Annotated in this window: 17 protein-coding genes; 8 read left to right on the top strand and 9 right to left on the bottom strand. The window is 64.4% G+C overall.

Annotated elements, in window-relative coordinates; genetic code table 11:
* Positions 1-15 precede the first annotated feature (15 nt).
* From FXB40_RS13315 to FXB40_RS13305, 3 genes are read right to left on the bottom strand one after another with little or no spacing between them, the layout of a single operon-like run.
* The gene (locus tag FXB40_RS13315) at positions 16-750 is read right to left on the bottom strand and encodes an amino acid ABC transporter ATP-binding protein (RefSeq protein WP_148772645.1); all 735 of its coding nucleotides are present in this window, start codon (positions 748-750) and stop codon (positions 16-18) included.
* Positions 751-754: 4 nt separating this feature from the next.
* Complete coding sequence (locus FXB40_RS13310; RefSeq protein WP_148772644.1) at positions 755-1480, bottom strand: amino acid ABC transporter permease; 726 nt, start codon at positions 1478-1480, stop codon at positions 755-757.
* 12 nt (positions 1481-1492) lie between these two features.
* Complete coding sequence (locus tag FXB40_RS13305; RefSeq protein ID WP_148772643.1) at positions 1493-2302, bottom strand: ABC transporter substrate-binding protein; 810 nt, start codon at positions 2300-2302, stop codon at positions 1493-1495.
* A 190-nt stretch (positions 2303-2492) separates the two neighbouring features.
* Here FXB40_RS13305 and FXB40_RS13300 point away from each other — a divergent pair, with 190 nt between their 5' ends.
* Positions 2493-3383 (top strand): GntR family transcriptional regulator, encoded by an 891-nt coding sequence (locus FXB40_RS13300; RefSeq protein WP_148772642.1) that lies wholly within the window; start codon positions 2493-2495, stop codon positions 3381-3383.
* A 64-nt stretch (positions 3384-3447) separates the two neighbouring features.
* On the opposite strand, the gene FXB40_RS13295 is transcribed toward FXB40_RS13300, so the two are convergent.
* Positions 3448-4401 (bottom strand): AEC family transporter, encoded by a 954-nt coding sequence (locus FXB40_RS13295; RefSeq protein WP_148772641.1) that lies wholly within the window; start codon positions 4399-4401, stop codon positions 3448-3450.
* A 106-nt stretch (positions 4402-4507) separates the two neighbouring features.
* On the opposite strand from FXB40_RS13295, the gene hspQ reads away from it, so the two are divergent.
* Positions 4508-4840 carry a heat shock protein HspQ gene (gene hspQ / locus FXB40_RS13290; RefSeq protein ID WP_018317973.1) on the top strand — a complete coding sequence of 111 codons (333 nt, stop codon included), beginning with the start codon at positions 4508-4510 and terminating at the stop codon, positions 4838-4840.
* Positions 4841-4937: 97 nt separating this feature from the next.
* Here the strand turns inward: hspQ and FXB40_RS13285 are convergent, their stop codons facing one another.
* Entirely contained in the window at positions 4938-5774 is an 837-nt protein-coding gene (locus FXB40_RS13285) for an invasion associated locus B family protein (RefSeq protein WP_148772640.1), read from the bottom strand.
* Positions 5775-6033: 259 nt separating this feature from the next.
* On the opposite strand from FXB40_RS13285, the gene FXB40_RS13280 reads away from it, so the two are divergent.
* The 3 genes from FXB40_RS13280 to FXB40_RS13270 all read left to right on the top strand — a co-directional run bounded on the left by FXB40_RS13280 (position 6034) and on the right by FXB40_RS13270 (position 10696).
* Positions 6034-7881 (top strand): extracellular solute-binding protein, encoded by a 1848-nt coding sequence (locus FXB40_RS13280; RefSeq protein WP_148772639.1) that lies wholly within the window; start codon positions 6034-6036, stop codon positions 7879-7881.
* A 4-nt stretch (positions 7882-7885) separates the two neighbouring features.
* A complete protein-coding gene (locus FXB40_RS13275) occupies positions 7886-9388 on the top strand; it encodes a class I adenylate-forming enzyme family protein (RefSeq protein ID WP_148772638.1) in 1503 nt (500 codons plus the stop codon).
* Between the two features lie 84 nt (positions 9389-9472).
* Positions 9473-10696, top strand: a complete 1224-nt coding sequence (locus FXB40_RS13270) for a GGDEF domain-containing protein (protein WP_148772637.1) — start codon at positions 9473-9475, stop codon at positions 10694-10696.
* Between the two features lie 10 nt (positions 10697-10706).
* Here the strand turns inward: FXB40_RS13270 and FXB40_RS13265 are convergent, their stop codons facing one another.
* The gene (locus FXB40_RS13265) at positions 10707-11600 is read right to left on the bottom strand and encodes a LysR family transcriptional regulator (RefSeq protein ID WP_148772636.1); all 894 of its coding nucleotides are present in this window, start codon (positions 11598-11600) and stop codon (positions 10707-10709) included.
* Between the two features lie 117 nt (positions 11601-11717).
* Here FXB40_RS13265 and FXB40_RS13260 point away from each other — a divergent pair, with 117 nt between their 5' ends.
* The 3 genes from FXB40_RS13260 to FXB40_RS13250 are packed head-to-tail and all read left to right on the top strand — an operon-like array spanning position 11718 to position 15290.
* Positions 11718-12188 carry a (2Fe-2S)-binding protein gene (locus FXB40_RS13260; protein WP_148772635.1) on the top strand — a complete coding sequence of 157 codons (471 nt, stop codon included), beginning with the start codon at positions 11718-11720 and terminating at the stop codon, positions 12186-12188.
* Positions 12189-12198: 10 nt separating this feature from the next.
* Positions 12199-14451 (top strand): xanthine dehydrogenase family protein molybdopterin-binding subunit, encoded by a 2253-nt coding sequence (locus FXB40_RS13255; protein ID WP_148772634.1) that lies wholly within the window; start codon positions 12199-12201, stop codon positions 14449-14451.
* Between the two features lie 2 nt (positions 14452-14453).
* Positions 14454-15290, top strand: a complete 837-nt coding sequence (locus FXB40_RS13250) for an SDR family NAD(P)-dependent oxidoreductase (protein ID WP_148772633.1) — start codon at positions 14454-14456, stop codon at positions 15288-15290.
* Positions 15291-15437: 147 nt separating this feature from the next.
* On the opposite strand, the gene FXB40_RS13245 is transcribed toward FXB40_RS13250, so the two are convergent.
* The 3 genes from FXB40_RS13245 to FXB40_RS49875 form a co-directional block, all read right to left on the bottom strand.
* Positions 15438-16064: a TerC family protein gene (locus tag FXB40_RS13245; protein WP_148772632.1), complete on the bottom strand. Its 627-nt coding sequence runs from the start codon at positions 16062-16064 to the stop codon at positions 15438-15440.
* Positions 16057-16392, bottom strand: coding sequence for a hypothetical protein (locus FXB40_RS13240; RefSeq protein ID WP_246207585.1), 336 nt, complete (start codon positions 16390-16392; stop codon positions 16057-16059). The genes FXB40_RS13245 and FXB40_RS13240 overlap by 8 nt, the downstream gene beginning before the upstream one ends.
* A gap of 99 nt (positions 16393-16491) precedes the next feature.
* Positions 16492-16623 (bottom strand): hypothetical protein, encoded by a 132-nt coding sequence (locus FXB40_RS49875; RefSeq protein WP_283812905.1) that lies wholly within the window; start codon positions 16621-16623, stop codon positions 16492-16494.
* Positions 16624-16630 lie beyond the last annotated feature (7 nt).

Below are 16630 nucleotides of genomic sequence, written 5' to 3'. Positions count from 1 at the left end.
TCCGGATAACGGGACTTAGTGGAGGATCTGATCAAGAAAGCGGCGCGTCCGGTCGTTGACCGTACCGCCAAAGAACTGGTCGCTCGGCGCGCTCTCGATGATCTCGCCGTGCTCCATGAACACGATCCGATCGGCGGCACGCCGGGCGAAGCCCATCTCATGGGTGACGACGATACTCGTCATGCCCTCGGCGCTAAGGGTCGCCATGACATCGAGCACCTCGCGGATCATTTCCGGATCGAGCGCGGAGGTCGGTTCGTCGTACAGCATCAGCTTGGGCCGCATCGCGAGCGCACGCGCGATGGCGACGCGCTGCTGCTGGCCGCCGGACAGCTCGTCCGGGAAGGCGTCCGCCTTCTCGGGGATCTGGACCTTGCGCAGAAGGTCGATCGCGATGTCATGGGCATCGGCGCGGCTCACTCCGAGAATCTTCACTGGCGCCAGCATGACGTTCTCGGCTGCCGAGAGATGGGCAAACAATTCGAAGTTCTGGAACACCATACCGATCTGCCGGCGCAACAGATGAGCCGTACGCCGGGCGCGCGTGATGTTCTCGCCCTCGAAGAAAATGTCGCCGCTGTCGACCGTCTCCAGCAGGTTAACGCAGCGCAGGAGCGTGGACTTGCCGGACCCTGATGGCCCGATCAGGACGACCGTCTCCGACGGATCGACCGCCAGCGTGCAGGTCTTCAGGACCTGTGTCGCACCAAAACTCTTGTTGATGCCAACGATTTCGAGAAGGTGTGGCATGTCGCTACCGCACCGCCAGAATCTTCGATGTGCGAAGCATCCGGTCGGTCAGCGAAAGCCGTCGCATGCCCCGCCGTTTCTTGGGGTCGAGGACGATTTCCATGACGATCTGCAGACCCATGAAGACCGTGGTCATCGCGAGATAGTAGATGCCGGCCGCGGTCAGCGCCTCGAAGTAGCGGAAGTCGGCACTCGCCGCCTGGTTCGCGACCAGCAGCAACTCCTCCACGGCGATCACGGAGACGAGCGCGCTGAGCTTCAGCATGCCGATCATCTGATTGCCGATCGGCGGAAGAACGATCCGCGCGGCCTGCGGAATCACGACGTAGCGCAGCATCTGGGTTCCGGTCATGCCGAGCGCGAGACCGGCTGTGCGCTGCCCTTTTTTCACGGCCTGAAGGCCGGAGCGTAGGATTTCCGCCATGTAGGCGCCCTCGTTCAGCGACAGCGCCAGCACCGCGCATACGAATGCCGACAGCCTGATGCCGAACGACGGCAGCACGTTGTAGATGAAGATGATCTGGAACAGCACGGGCGTACCGCGGAAGAGCCAGAGATAGGCGACCGTCACGACCGTACCGATCCGCGTCTGGCTCTCCTGGATCAGCGCGAGCACGAGACCGATCAGGATGCCGAAGACGAGTGCCGCGAGCGTGAGCAGCAGCGTCATCTCCGCGCCGCGCAGGAAGTTGGGCGACGTCAGATATTTCAGGACAAGCTCGATAGACATCGGCCGGTTCCTTTAGTCGAACAGTGACACCGAGGCGGGAAACTTCCAGGTTTGGATCAGCTTCTTGTAGGTGCCGTCGGCAACGATCTCCTTGAGCGCGGCTTCGATCGCCGATTTCATGGCGCCATCGCCCTTGCGCACCGCCATGCCGATCTGTGTGTTGGCCTCGAACTCCGAGCCGGCCACGGCGTAGACGCCCGGCACTTTCTCCATCAGCTCGACCACGCCCGGAGTGGAATTGAACAGGGCGTCGGCACGTCCCTGCCGCAGCGTCAGCGCCGAATCCTGCGCCGTGGGGAGCGTCATTACGTTAATGGTGGCAAGCCCCTTATCGCGGCAGCGCTTGTCGTCCTGGCGCGCGTAGCTCTCCTGAATGCCGCCGAGCGTAACAGCTATGGTCCTGCCGCAGAGGGAATCGTCGCGACCGGTGATCTTGGTGGGATTGTCCGCCTGCACCACCACAAGCGTCCCGATCTTGAGATAGGGAACGAAGTCGACCTGGCCGGCACGCTGCTCGTTGATGTACATGGCCGAGTTGATGAGATCGACGCGGCCGCCTTGCAGCGCGACGATCAGTCCCTTGAACTCCATGTTCATCGGCTTGGCCTCGGCCCCGAGCTTCTTGCCAAGGAGCCCGATCATGTCGATGTCGAAGCCGGAGAGCTTGCCGTCCTTCTGAAACTCGAAGGGCGCGAAGGTGCCGGCGACGCCGTAAGTCAGCGCGCCTTTCTCGATCAGCGAGACCGAAGACAGATCCGCGGCCATCAACGGCCCGGACAGAACAAGGGACAGGACTCCGCAGGCAAGGCGCAAACGAGACATCGGCAGCTCCTGACTTGATTGTTCTATTGTTGATTATTATACAATCCTTGCCGCCTTCTACGTCAAGCCTGTTCAGCGGGCATTTACTGATCAAGGCATGATCAGTGGAGTTTCCGGCGCGAATCGCAGCCTGTGGTTATTGTATCAATAGCCTCAACTCGTACTTTGGGATGGATCCGAGAGCTCTTTCATGGCGCGGTCAACGCAACAAAGTCGCTATCGCCTCGCCAACCAGATTCTCGATGTCATCCGGGAAGCCAGGCTGGAGCCCGGCCATCATCTGCGCGAGCAGCAGCTTGCAGACCTGATCGGTGTCTCGCGAACGCCGATCAGGTCCGCGCTCGACCTTCTGGCCGAACGCGGCATCGTGGAGACGCGGAAGAACCACGGGTTCTTCCTGCGCAAGCCGTTCGAATCCCTGCATCGGATCGAGATCGAAGTCCCCTCGACGATCGACGAGGAGCTTTACACAAGGCTCGTTCGCGATCGCCTCGAACATCACATTCCGAACTCCATTACACAGAGCGAGATCGCGCGGCGCTACAATGTCGACCGCGCGGCGCTGGCGCGCACCCTTTCGCGGCTCGCAGAGGACGGCCTGATCGCGCGCAAGCAGGGGCATGGCTGGACCTTCCTGCCGACGCTAGATTCCCTCGTCTCGCTTCGCGCCAGCTACGAATTTCGACTGACGCTCGAGCCCTCAGGCTTTCTGCTGCCGACGTTCAAACCGGAGCTCGCCGCGATCGAGCGGATGCGGCTGCAACATTTGTATCTCGCATCACATCCCGACATCGCGTCGATCTCCAGTACGCAGTTGTTCGAGACCGATGCCGCCTTCCATGAGATGTGCGCCGAGTTCTGCGGCAACGCCTTTTTTGCCCAGGCCATCCAGTACCAGAACCGGCTGCGGCGCCTGCTCGAGTTCGGCAGCTATTTCGACCGCCGGCGCGTCCGCGAATGGTGCCGCGAGCACCTTGCGATCATCGAAGCCATTGCCGAGGGCGACGCTCCGCTGGCCTCGACCCGTATGCGTGCACACCTGGAACAGGCGTTTCTCGCCGCACGGACAGCGGCACCATGACGAAAAAAGAGAACTCCTGAATCCGGCGCCCGTCAGCTTTCACTGAACTGCCTGGCCGCCTCCCTCACGGAAACGCCAGCCGGCCGGTCTGGAGCAACCACATCACGCTGGTCAGCGTGACCACGGATGCAAACGTTCCGAGCAGCACGGCGACGGAAGCGGATTCGATCCAGGCATCGTTCTGACGGGCGATCACGAACACATTCAGCGCCGGCGGCAGCGAGGCCATCAGGATCGCGGTCGCGGCCCAGGGCGGTGCGAACGGACCGAACGCCAGCATCAGGCCGAACGCTGCGAGCGGATGGACCAGGAGTTTGACTGCGATCACGCCCGGCACTTCCCAGGGCACACGGTCGAACGGCCGCAGCGCCACGGTCACGCCGAGCACGAACAACGCAGTCGGAGCGGCTGCGTTCTGGAGGAAGGTGATGGTGCGGTCGAGCGCCACCGGCAGCTCGATATGGAGCGCGGCGACCGCCGCACCAAAGCAGGCCGACATGATCAGCGGGTTGAGCACGATCTGCTTCAGCACGACGCCGAAGGCATGCACGATCGAGGGATGGTCGCGGTCGGATAGTTCGATCAGCAGCGGCACGATCGTGAACAGGAAGATGCTGTCGCAGCAGAAGATCAACGCGGTCGGCGCCGATGCTTTCGGTCCGAGCACGGCCAACGCCAGCCCCGGCCCCATGTAGCCGATATTGCCGTAGCCGCCGGAGAGGCCCGCGAGTGTCGCCTCCCGCAGTGTCAGGCCGCCGAGCACCTTGCCGACAACCAGCGCCAGCGTGAACGCGGCAATCGTCGACAGCGTGGTCGCGACCAGGAACGGCGGGTTGTTCAATTCCGAGAACGGCGTCTTCGACATGATCGCAAACAGCAAAGCCGGCAGCGACACGTAGAGCAGGAAGAAATTCATCCAGGCGAGGCCCGATTCCGGTAGCGACTTGGCCTTGCCACACGCGAATCCGACGAAGATCAAGCCGAAATAAGGTAGTGCCAGATTGAGGATATCGACCATTGATGAAGTGTTTTCTGAAGACCTGGGGGCTATCTGCCCCCCAAGCAGACGTTAATTGCAACTGAGGGCACTAGCATCGGCCACAATCCTGGTCTATCGACGGGGAATGATTAAAGCGCGGACCGCCAAATTTCAGATCGGTCAGGTCGTTCGCCACCGGATCTTCTCGTTCCGGGGGGTGATTTTCGACATCGATCCGGAGTTCAACAACACCGAGGAGTGGTGGCTGTCGATCCCCGAGGAGGTGCGGCCTCACAAGGATCAGCCGTTCTACCATCTGCTCGCGGAGAACGCGGAGTCCGAGTACGTCGCCTACGTGTCCGAGCAGAACCTGCTGCCCGACGAGTCCGGCGAGCCGATCCGGCATTCCCAGGTCGCCGAGATCTTCATCAAGAACAAGGATGGCGGCTACCGCCCGCGTAATCCGTCGCTGAACTAAGCCGTCTGGCTCTGCTCGAAATGTCGCCACCATCAAGCGGCCAGCAAAAAAGGCGCTCGAACCGAGCGCCTTTTTCATGTCCGGGATCTGAGCCCGATTACTTCTGGGCAGTCGGAGGTGCGCCGGGCGCGCCACCCTGCTGCTCGAGCTTCTTGCGCTGCTCGTCAGCCTTCTTCTGAAGCTCTTCCTGGAGCTTCTTCTGGGTTTCCTCGAACACCTTCGGATCGGTCGGCGGACCGTCATAGGCCTTCTGGAATTCGCCGGCGAGCGGCAGCGGCAGGGTCAGCGGCGCGCCGTTGGCGTTGATCGCCTGCACCACGAGATTCTGGCCCTTCTTCATATTGGCGAGGAGCTCGGGCGTCGCCTCGTAGTCCGACATACAGCCGTTCTGGAAGCAGATCACATACGGGCTCTGCAGCGGCGGGTTGTTGTCGACGATGACGCGGGTGCCGTGCACGAGCTGCATGCCGAGCGGCAGCGTCACGCGCAGAATCTTCTTGGGCTCGCCTTCCGGCTCGATGATCACGGCCGCGATGACAGGCTGGCCCGATTCGATGCGGCCATCCTTGCCGGTGAAGCAGACCTGCTTGGCGTTGGCGTCCTGGCCCTTGAGGCAGAACTTGGTCCAGGGGGCGTAGATCAGCTGGATCTGCTGATCGGCGGGCTGAGCCGCGCCCTGCGCCGCCGGAGCACCCTGCTGCGCCGGAGCGCCCTGGGCGGGAGCCGGCTGGGCGGGTGCCTGGGCGGCCGGTGCCGGCGCCTTGGGGGCCGCCTTGGGAGCGGCTTTCGGGGCTGCCTTCGGCGCGGGCGCGCCCGGGGCCGGCGCGGGATTCTGAGCCTCGGCGGCAAACGGGACGACCAATGCCGTCGCCGTCAACAGGGCGAGAACTCGCCCGCGCGGCCGCACGGACGCGGCCAAATAACGGAAATTCATTGCAGAAAACCCTTTCTGAACGGGAAGTGCCCGAACCGCTCCGAAGCACCGAACCAAGCCGCCTTGGGCGCGGCTCTCTCCCCGTCAATTGAGGCAGATAAGTGACGGGCTCGGCGCTCGTGCGCGATTGCGTGCCTTCTTAACGCGGTCGACGGAAAGATCAATGCCGACAAGCGTTTTTGCCCACTTCCGGGCAGGCGCTCAGTGAAATCCCTGTGATAGGATTCAAGCCCGCCGGCCCTCGAATCAACGTGTCCGAATGTTCATGTTCCAGCGCCTGCTCGAGGGCCCAAGTGTCCGACTCTGTAGCTTCGCTCTGGTCCTCACGATCGGGCTGTCGGCGTTCGGCGACGCGCGGGCCGAGGAGGCCCATGCGATCGCCATGCACGGCAAGCCGGCGTTGCCGGCCGATTTCACCCACATGCCCTATGCCAACCCTGATGCCCCCAAGGGCGGCCGGCTGACCTGGGGCCTCCTCGGCACCTTCGACAGCCTCAACCCCTTCATCGTCAAGGGACTGGCCGTGCAGCCGATCCGGAACTACGTCGTCGAAAGCCTGCTGGCGCGCGGCCAGGACGAGCCGTTCACGCTCTATGGCCTGCTCGCCAGATCCGTCGAAACCGACGACGAGCGAAGCCATGTCACGTTCCGTCTCGATCCCCGCGCGCGCTTCTCCGACGGCAAGCCGGTGCTTGCAGAAGACGTGCTGTTCTCCTGGCAGCTCCTGCGCGACCACGGCCGTCCCAACCTCCGGCAATATTACGCCAAGGTCGCCAAGGCCGATGCGCCCGATCCCCTCACAGTCCGCTTCGACCTCACCGGCGCCAACGACCGCGAGCTGCCGCTGATCCTCGGCCTGATGCCGATCCTGCCGAAGCACGCCATCGACGTTGCGACCTTCGAGGAGACGACGCTGACCGGGCCCATTGCCTCGGGCCCGTATCGCGTCACGGCGGTCAAGCCCGGCGCCAGCGTGACGCTCTCGCGCAATCCCGATTATTGGGGCCGCGATCTCCCGATCAATCGTGGGCTCTTCAATTTCGACGAGATCCGGCTCGACTATTTTCGCGAGGCCAACGGCCAGTTCGAAGCCTTCAAGCGCGGCCTCTATGATTTCCGCGTCGAGAACGAGCCGTTGCGCTGGCACGACGGCTACGATTTTCCGGCCGCCAGAAGCGGCGACGTGATCCGCGACACCATCAAGCCCGGCGTGCCGCAGCCGTCGGAATTCCTGGTGTTCAACACCCGCCGTCCGATCTTCGCCGACATCCGCGTGCGCCAGGCGCTGACGCTGCTGTTCGATTTCGAACTGGTCAATCGCAACTATTTCTTCTCGCTCTATTCGCGCGTCGCCGGCTATTTTGCAGGCTCCGACCTGTCGGCCTATGCCCGGCCCGCGGATGCGCGCGAGCGCGAGCTCCTAAAGCCTTTCGCCGCACAGATCCCGTCGGACATCATGGATGGCAGCTACCGCCTTCCCGTCACCGACGGCTCGGGGCGCGACCGCACGACGCTGCGCGCAGCGCTCAGGCTGCTGTCCGACGCTGGTTACGATCTCGACGGCACCGTGCTACGCAACCGCGCGACCAAGGCCCCCTTCACCTTCGAGATGCTGGTGACGACCCGCGACCAGGAGCGCATCGCGCTCGCCTTCCAGCGCGACCTCAAGCGTGCCGGCATCTCGCCGAGCGTGCGTTCCGTCGATCCCGTGCAGTTCGACCAGCGCCGGCTATCTTACGAGTTCGACATGATCCAGAACCGCTGGGACCAGTCGCTGTCGCCCGGCAACGAGCAGTATTTCTATTGGGGAAGTGCTGCCGCCGACAATCCGGGCACCCGCAACTACATGGGCGCCAGGGATCCCGCCGTCGACGCGATGATCAAAGCGCTTTTGGAGGCCCGTGATCATACGGATTTTGTCCCGGCGGTACGGGCGCTCGACCGTGCTTTGATCGCGGGCTTCTACACAATCCCCCTGTTTAACGTATCCGAGCAATGGATCGCGCGCTGGAATCGGATAGAACGACCATCGACCACTGCGTTGTCCGGCTATCTGCCGGAGACCTGGTGGTCGAAGGGTGAGCCTCAAGCCAGTCCAGCGAAGTGACGTCGTGAACCAGCCAGCCGTATCGCCGACGCTCGACACGCTGTTCCAGCGGACGCTGATGCGGCAGCCGCACGCGCCCGCTTTGCTCGATCCCCTCAACAAATCCCGCATCACCGGACACCAGCCGCGGCGGCTGACTTACGCCGAGGCCGACACCGCCATCGAGGCGCTGTCAGCGCATTTCGTCGAATCGGGCCTGCCGGCCAATTCGGTGATCGCGATCCAGTTGCCTTCCACGGTCGAATTCGTGCTGACGGTGCTCGCCGCCCATCGCGCCGGCCTCGTGGTCGCCGTGCTGCCGCTGCTGTGGCGGCAGGCAGAGCTCGCGGCCGCGCTCAACCGCACCGCGGCGCGCGCCATCGTCACCATGAGCAAGGTCGACGGCGTCAGCTATGCCGACCTCGCGATGCATGCAGCCGCCGAGGCCTTTTCGATCCGCCACGTCTTCGGCTTCGGTGGCGATCTGCCCGAGGGCATGGCCTCGCTCGACGATGTGCTCACGCGCCCGCCCGGCACCACGCGCGCGGTGATCCAGGACGGCCGCAAGGCGGCGATGATCTCCTTCGACGTCACAGCCGAGGGCTTCCGCCCGGTGCCGCGGCCGCATTTCAGCCTGATCGCCGGCGGGCTTGCGATGTCGCTGGAAGCCGACATCCAGCAAGGCGCGACCGTGATGGCGGCGTTCACGCCGATGTCGTTCGCGGGCCTCGCCTCCTCGCTCGCGGTGTGGCTGCTCTGCGGCGGCACGCTGGCGCTGCATCATCCCTTCGAGAGCGAGGTGCTGGAGCAGCAAATCAACGAGCACGCATGCGACGTGCTGATCGCGCCGGCCCAGCTCGCTTTGCGCCTCGGCGATTCCGGTCTCGCAGCGCGGATGCCGACCTTGCGCAACGTCATCGGGCTCTGGCGCGCGCCGGAGCAGGTGGCCGCAAGCGAAGCCTGGATCGCGCCGCATGCGCCGCTCACGGACGTCTATCTGTTCGGCGAGGCCGGGCTGTTCGGCGCACGACGCGGCGAGAACGGCATGCCGGTAGCGGTGATGCCGGGACCGCATGGCGCCCCGCGCGAGCAATCCGGCTCCTCGATCGCAGGCGAAATTCTGCTGACCCCGAAGGGCACGCTCGGCCTGCGCGGCCCGATGGTGCCGATCGCGGCCTACGCGCCGCCCCAGCCGGTCGGCGAGACGCTGACCGCACAGCCGCCGCGCGACTATGTCGACACCGGCTATGCCGCACGGATCGACCGTGCCAATGGCGCGATCTGCATCACCGCGCCGCCCTCCGGCATCATGGCGGTCGGCGGCTATCGCTTCCTCTCCAACGACCTCCAGGAATGGGCGCGCCGGCTCGGCCAGGGCGCGCTGCTGACGGCCCTGCCCGACCGCCTCTCGGGCCATCGGCTGGCCGGCCGGGCCCAGGACAATACCCGCGCCCGCGAGGCACTCAGCGAGCTTGGCCTTAACCCCCTGATGGTCGAGGCTTTTCGCGACCGCTCCGGGCCGGTTTGAGCGCAGTTTCGCCCGAAACATTGACGCTGCATTAAGGCAGCCGGACTAGATTGCGCAGCATCGATTGCGTGATCAGAGTATCCTATGTCCCAGGCGGGCCCGATCCTGTTTGTGTCCAATGCCGGGCGCCCCGCCTTCATTGCGGCGCTCGACGAGGCCCGTCTCTTTCCCGTCGTCGACACCGACTGGGCGAACGCGGCGCGCGCCGTCGGCGAGGTTCAACCGGCCGCGGTCCTCGCCGCGATGTCCCTCGGGCACGAGCCGTATATGGCTTTGCTCGCCAGGAAGATCGCCGATCAGCCGCTTTATCTCCCGCTGGTCGCGCTGGATGCGCAAGCTTCGCTGCCCCACAACGCCCTGCCCTTCGCCACCCGCGGCAACGCTGCCGAACGCCTGATCGCGCGTTTGCGCGCCGCGATCCGCATCCGCACGCTGCACGCCACCGTGCTGCGCCGGCTGCCGGAGTCGAAGGTGACGCTGCCGGAGGCCGATCCGGTGCGCGATGCCATCGTGCTGCTGATCGGCCGCGGTGCGGCTTATCCTGCCCTCTCCGTCGCGCTCGGCGAGCGCACGGGCGTGGTCGGCGCGCTCTCGATCGAGGCCGCGGCAAAACATCTCAACACGCGGGACATCGACGGCGTGGTGCTCTCGGACGGTTTCACCCCGCGCGTCACTGATGCTTTCCTCACGGTGCTTGCGGAAGATACGCGCTTCCGCAACCTGCCCGTGGTCGTGACCGCGCACCAGCTCACCCAGAGCTACGACCTGCCCAATCTCGAGCTGATCGTGGGCGAGCCCACGAAGGTCGCCGCCAATGCGCTGCCACTGATCCGCCAGCACGCGATGGAAGCGCAACTGAGCCGCACGCTGCGCTCGATCGATGCCGGCGGCTTGCTCGATCCGCGCAGCGGCCTGTTGACGGTCGAAGCCTTCGCCCGCGATTTTGCCAAGGCGGTCGAGCAGACGCTCGCCCGCGGCGGCGGCCTGTCGGTGGCGCGCTTCGCGTTCGATCCCGGCAATCCCCGCGCGCAGCTCGATGCCGCGCGCATTCTGAGCCGCCTGATGCGGCAGATGGATTTTGGCGCCGCGCAAAAGGACGGCTCGGTGATCGTGGTGTTCGCCGAGACCGATTTTCGCACGGCGCATATGATCGCCCGCCGCCTATCGGCGGTGATGAAGCACACGTCCAATGGCAAGCACGAGATGCGCAGCGATCCCGTGGTGAGCGTGGATTCGTTGTCGCCGTCGGACACGGCAAGGTCGCTGCTCGGGCGGCTGTCGGCAGACGCCTCGCGCGCGGCGTCGTAGACGCCCGCGACTACGGCTTGTAGCGAAGCGCAGCAATGAGCGCAGCCAATGCGGGCGGCGTCTGCCGCCGGCTGGGATGATAGAGATAGTAGCCCGGGAAGATCGGGCACCATCTCTCCAGAATTCGCTTCAGCCGTCCGGCCCTGATATCCGACGCCACCTCATCCGCGTAGACATACGCAATGCCTTGCCCCGCCAGGGCGGCCTCTCGAGTCAGATCGGCGTTGTTGAACACGAGCGGCCCCTCGACGCGAACCTCGAACGGCCGCCCCTTCTCCTCGAAGTCCCAGGCGTAAAGCCCACCCGTCCTGACGTGCCGGTAGTTGATGCAGCGATGGCCGGCGAGATCGCGGGGCGTCTTCGGCACCGGATGATCGGCGAAATACGAGGGCGCGCCGACTACGGCCATCCGGATATCCGGCCCGATGCGGACCGCGATCATGTCCTTTTCGACGATGTCGCCGAAACGGATGCCAGCGTCGATACGATCCGCAACGATGTCGGTCAGATTGTCGTCGACGATGATATCCAGCCGGATATCGGGATGCGATGCAAGGAAGCGTGGCAAGACCGGCATCACGACGGACGAGACCGCATGCTTGGTAGCCGTGACGCGAACGGTGCCGGACAGCTTGCCGCGCAGCGCGCCGACAGCATTCACGCCTGAGGATATCTCGTCCAGCGCGGGACCCAGCGAACGCAGCAGCGTCTCGCCAGCTTCCGTCGTCGACACCGAGCGCGTGGTCCGCGACAGCAGCCGCACCCCGAGCCGTTCCTCCAGGGCCTTCATGGCATGGCTCAACGCCGACTGCGACATGCTGAGCTCGGCCGCCGCGCGAGTGAAGCTGCCGTGCTCCGCGACGACGGCGAAGGCCGCTAGGTCGTACAGATCGTCCCGCTTCATTCATGCACCACATACATAAGCTCATGCGGATTATAGCGCCTAATCGGAATCGCCAGCCAGGGTTATCTGGTTGGCGGCGGGCGTCGGTCTGCTCGATGGTCGATAAGGAGCGAATCCATGAAGCTTGTGGTGAACGATCGGGAGGTCACGATCGACGCCGATCCCGCGATGCCCCTGCTCTGGGCGCTACGCGACGTCATCGGGCTGACGGGCACCAAGTTCGGCTGCGGCGCGGCACAGTGCGGTGCTTGCACGGTGCATATGGATGGCGAGGCCATTCGTTCCTGCATCACGCCGATCTCAGACGCCGAAGGCAAGAAACTCACCACCATCGATGCCGCGACCGACGGCACTGATCGCATCGGTGCCGCCGTGCATGCAGCCTGGGTCAAGCACGACGTCGCGCAGTGCGGCTACTGCCAGAGCGGCCAGATCATGAGCGCTATCGCCCTGCTCAAGTCGCTGCCCGCTGGCCAGCAACCGACCGCGGACAAAATCGACGAGGCGATGGCGGGCAACATCTGCCGCTGCGGCACCTACGCTCGCATCCGCACCGCCGTGGCCGACGCCGCACGCACGCTCGCCTGAAGGAGCCGCCATGTTGTCCAATATCGACTACAGCGAGCTGCCACGCGCGCTTCAGCACATGATGGAGCGGGATCAGACCGCGACCAAGCCGCTGCCGCGCCGCAGCTTCCTGAAACTGGCTGGCGCCACCGGGCTGGCGCTTGGCGCCTTTCCTCACATCGCGATGGCGGAGGCCGCCGGTAGCGGCAAAGCCGCCGGCGCCCTCAAGCCAACGCAGCAGCCATCAGCCTTCGTTCAAATCGCCGGCAATGGCGAGGTCATGGTGACGATCAACCGGCTGGAATTCGGCCAGGGCGTGCACACCGCCCTGCCGATGATCCTGGCGGAAGAACTCGACGCCGATTGGAGCCTGGTGCGCAGCCGGCACGGCACCAATGATGCCGCCTATGTCGACCCGCTGTTCGGCATCCACCTCACCGGCGGCTCCCACTCGATCAAGAACAGTTTTGCGCAGTATCGCGAACTCGGCGCGCGTGCACGGGCCATGCTGATCGGCGCCGCCGCGGCACGCTGGAAAGTCAACGTGGCTACGCTGCGCACCCAGGCCGGTACAGTGCTTGGTCCCGACGGCCGCAAGCTCGGTTATGGCGAACTGGCCGCGGCCGCGATGGCGCAGCCGGTGCCTGAGAAGATTACGCTGAAGGATCCAAAGGATTTTCGCATCATCGGCCGCCCGACGCCGCGCCTCGATGCGCGGGCCAAGAGCAGCGGACTACAGGACTTTGGCATCGACATGCGCCTGCCAGGTCAGTTGACCGCGGTCGTGGCGCGTCCGCCGGTGTTCGGGGCGCGCCTTGCTTCGGTGGACGACAGCGCCGCACGCGCCGTCAAAGGCGTCAAGGCCGTGCTGCGCGTGCCGCTGGATGGCGGCGCCGAAGGCATCGCGGTGGTGGCCGACGGATACTGGCAGGCCACGCAGGGCCGTGACGCCCTGAAGCTGAATTGGGACACCGCGAAGGTGGAGAAAGTCGACAGCGAACGGCAGCTCGCTCAGTATCGCGAGCTGGCTGGCCGCCCCGGCCCGCACAAGTTCGACGCCGACATGGCGCCGCTCGCCACAGCGCCCCTGCAACTGGATGCCGAGTTCGTCTTCCCCTATCTCGCCCACGCGGCGATGGAGCCCTTGAACTGCACCGTCGCGCTCACGGAGGGCGGCGCCGAATTGTGGGTCGGCAGCCAGTGTGCCGGATTGGACGCCGGCGCGGCGGCACGCGTGCTGAACCTCAAGCCCGAGCAGGTAACGGTGAACGTGCAGATGGCAGGCGGTGGCTTCGGCCGGCGCTTCTCGAGTACGAGCGACACGGTGGTCGAGGCCTGCGAGATCGCCAAGGCTGCGCACGCCGCCGGGCTGAACGCGCCGGTGCGCACGCTGTGGAGCCGGGAGGATGACATGCGGGGCGGCTTCTACCGTCCCATGCACCTGCACCGCGCCCGCATCGGCTTCGACGAACGCGGCAACGTGCTGGCCTGGGACCACGTCATTGTCGGCCAATCCATCACCACGGGCTCCGTGTTCGAACAGTTCCAGGTGAAGAACGGCATCGACGGCACGGCCACCGAAGGCATGCGCGATCCCTACCCGCTGCCGATGCGGCTGACCGTGCATCATCCCAAGCTCAACGTGCCGGTGCTGTGGTGGCGCAGCGTAGGCTCGACCCACACCGCCTTCGTGATGGAGACCCTGCTCGACGAGATCGCCCGCGCGACAGAGCAGGATCCGGTCGCCTATCGCATGCGGATGTTCGGCGACAAGCACGCGCGCCACAGGGATGCGTTGCAACTGGCGGTCGACGAGAGCGGCTACGGCAAGACGCGCCTGGCCGAGGGCCGAGCCTGGGGCGTGGCCGTGCACGAGTCCTTCGATTCCGTGGTTGCCTACGTGGTCGAAGCCTCGGTGAAGGATGGCCGGCCGGTGCTGCATCGCGTGACCGCCGGCGTGCATTGCAATCTCGCAGTGAACCCGCGCACCGTGGAAGCCCAGGTGCAGGGTGCTGCGGTTACCGGCCTGTCGATGTGCCTGCCGGGTTCTGCGATCACGCTGAGGGACGGCGTGGTCGAACAGAGCAACTTTGACGGCTACACAGTCGCGCGCATCACCGACATACCCGAGTTCGATGTCCACATCGTGCCCAGCGCCGAACCGCCCACCGGCATGGGCGAGCCCGGCCTGCCACCGCTGGCACCCGCGTTCGCCAATGCCATCGCGCGGCTGACGGACAAGCCACTGCGTCAACTGCCCTTCAAGATCGAAAGCAAGAGCTGAACATGAGCAAGGTCTGGTTCATCACGGGTGCCGGCAGCGGCATCGGCGCGGCAACTGTCCGGGCGGCATTGAAGGCAGGCGACCGTGTGGTCGCGACCGGCCGCAACCTTGACAAGGTCCGCACGGCCCTGAACGACGTCACGGGCGACAATCTCGCATTCGTCCCGTTGGACGTCGCCAACGAGGCACAGGCAAAGCCTGCGGTCGACTTGGCGATCAGCGCGTTCGGGCGCATCGACGTTCTCGTCAACAATGCCGGCTACAGCCTGCTCGGCAATTTCGAGGAGCTGCGCACGGCCGAAATCGAGCAATTGATGGCGACCAACTTCTACGGCGTGATGTACGTGATGCGCGCGGTGCTTCCCGTGATGCGGAAGCAGAGGTCCGGCCGGATCATCAATATCAGCTCGCTCGCGGGTGTCGTCGGCTTCAAGCATTGCGGAGCCTACAGCGCCGCGAAATTCGCGGTCGAAGGCCTGTCGGCATCGGTGGCCCACGAGGTCGAGCCGTTCGGGATCAGGATCACGGCGATCGAACCCGGCTTCTTCCGGACGGACCTTCTCGAAGCTCGCAACGCCAAATATGCCGGCAGCACGATCGAGGACTACGCCGCAGAAGGTCCCGCGGAAAATATCTGGTCAGGCTATCACGGTGCCCAGCAGGGTGATCCGGCCAAACTCGGCGACTTCCTGGTCAGCATCGCCGGGATGGACAATCCACCCAAGCAGTTCGCGGCCGGCAGCGACGCGCTTGCGGTGGTCCAGCCCGCCCTGGACGCGCGCCTTGAAGAACTACGAGCGTATTTCGAGCTGTCCAAGTCGACAGACGGCTCCTTCTAAGGTCACGTTGCCCGCCTGATCGTCAGTGTGGACTCGCTGTCGCCGTCGGATACGGCAAGGTCGCTGCTCGGGCGGCTGTCCGCCGACGCGTCGCGTGCGGCGTCGTAGGTAGGCCAGCGCAGACGCAAGAAGCGACGCGGCCGCATGTCATGTCGACGCAACCCTCATGATATCCAGCGTTCCGCGAAAGATCATGTCGACTGCCACGTACAGAATCACGGCCAGGCCGACGTAAGCAATCCATCGATGATTTTGCAGCAGGCGCGCGATGAAAGAAGCGGCCACGCCCATCATCGCAATGGAAAGCCCCAAGCCGAAAATCATGATCACTGGATGCTCGCGTGCCGCCCCTGCGACAGCCAGGACATTATCGAGCGACATGGAAACGTCGGCCACGATAATCTGCCAACTCGCTTGGACGAGTGTCTTGCGGGGCTTGCTTCCTGCGCTTGCTCCGGCCTCTTTCGCACCTGCGGGCCCTGTGGAGGAGGCGCGCAACTCCCGCCACATTTTCCAACAGACCCACAACAACAGGATTCCGCCAGCGAGCAGGAGGCCGGCGATCTGGAGGATTTGCGTGGCTAACCCGGCGAACAGCATGCGCAGCATCGTCGCGACGACGATGCCAATCAAAATCGCCTTGGCCCGTTGCGTCTGAGGAAGTCCGGCGGCGGCAAGACCGATGACGATGGCGTTATCGCCAGCGAGCACGAGGTCGATCAGAACGACCTGCAAAAGCACGTTCAGGACATCTGTGATGAGAAATTCAATCACGGGTCAGCGGCTCGAAAAAAAGTGCCACTTGATCCGGTTCGCTGAAAATCGCCGCGGCGCAACCCATCATCGTGAATGCACCGGCAATATCCCATAGCGTTACATCTTCCAGCGTCACATTTTTCGAATCTGTTCGGGCTAAAAGGGCCGCGATCATTGCGCCTGAGAAAAACAGAATGCTGAGCGCAGGCAGGACGAGTTCGGACTCCAGCAAATGGATCATCAACATTGCGGGAGCCGCGATCAGCATGCTCAATAGCGCGAGCATGCTGAAGGAATCCCGCCGGGGAGCATTCGTGCTTGTCCAGCTTGCATGAGGAGCAATCATTTTGTCCTCTTGCAGAGAGGGCGTCCTAACCGAGCCGGCGCCACTCATTGACCGAGCCATTTCTGGTCCGAATGGCCGGCTTGCCGACACCGCCCTCGATCAATGTTTGGTCGGACGCCGACGTTCCACCAGAGACATAACGCCAGCAGCCACCACGGCAATCACGACGACGGTGGCAAGCGTCTCGACCGTGACCAGGGTCTCGTACCATTTGTTCCAAAGCTCAAGCATGCGCTGG

The sequence above is a fragment of the Bradyrhizobium rifense genome, assembly GCF_008123425.1.
GTDB classification, from domain to species: domain Bacteria; phylum Pseudomonadota; class Alphaproteobacteria; order Rhizobiales; family Xanthobacteraceae; genus Bradyrhizobium; species Bradyrhizobium rifense.
Note: the sequence above shows the minus strand (reverse complement) of the source record. Positions and strands in the feature narration are given on the sequence as shown.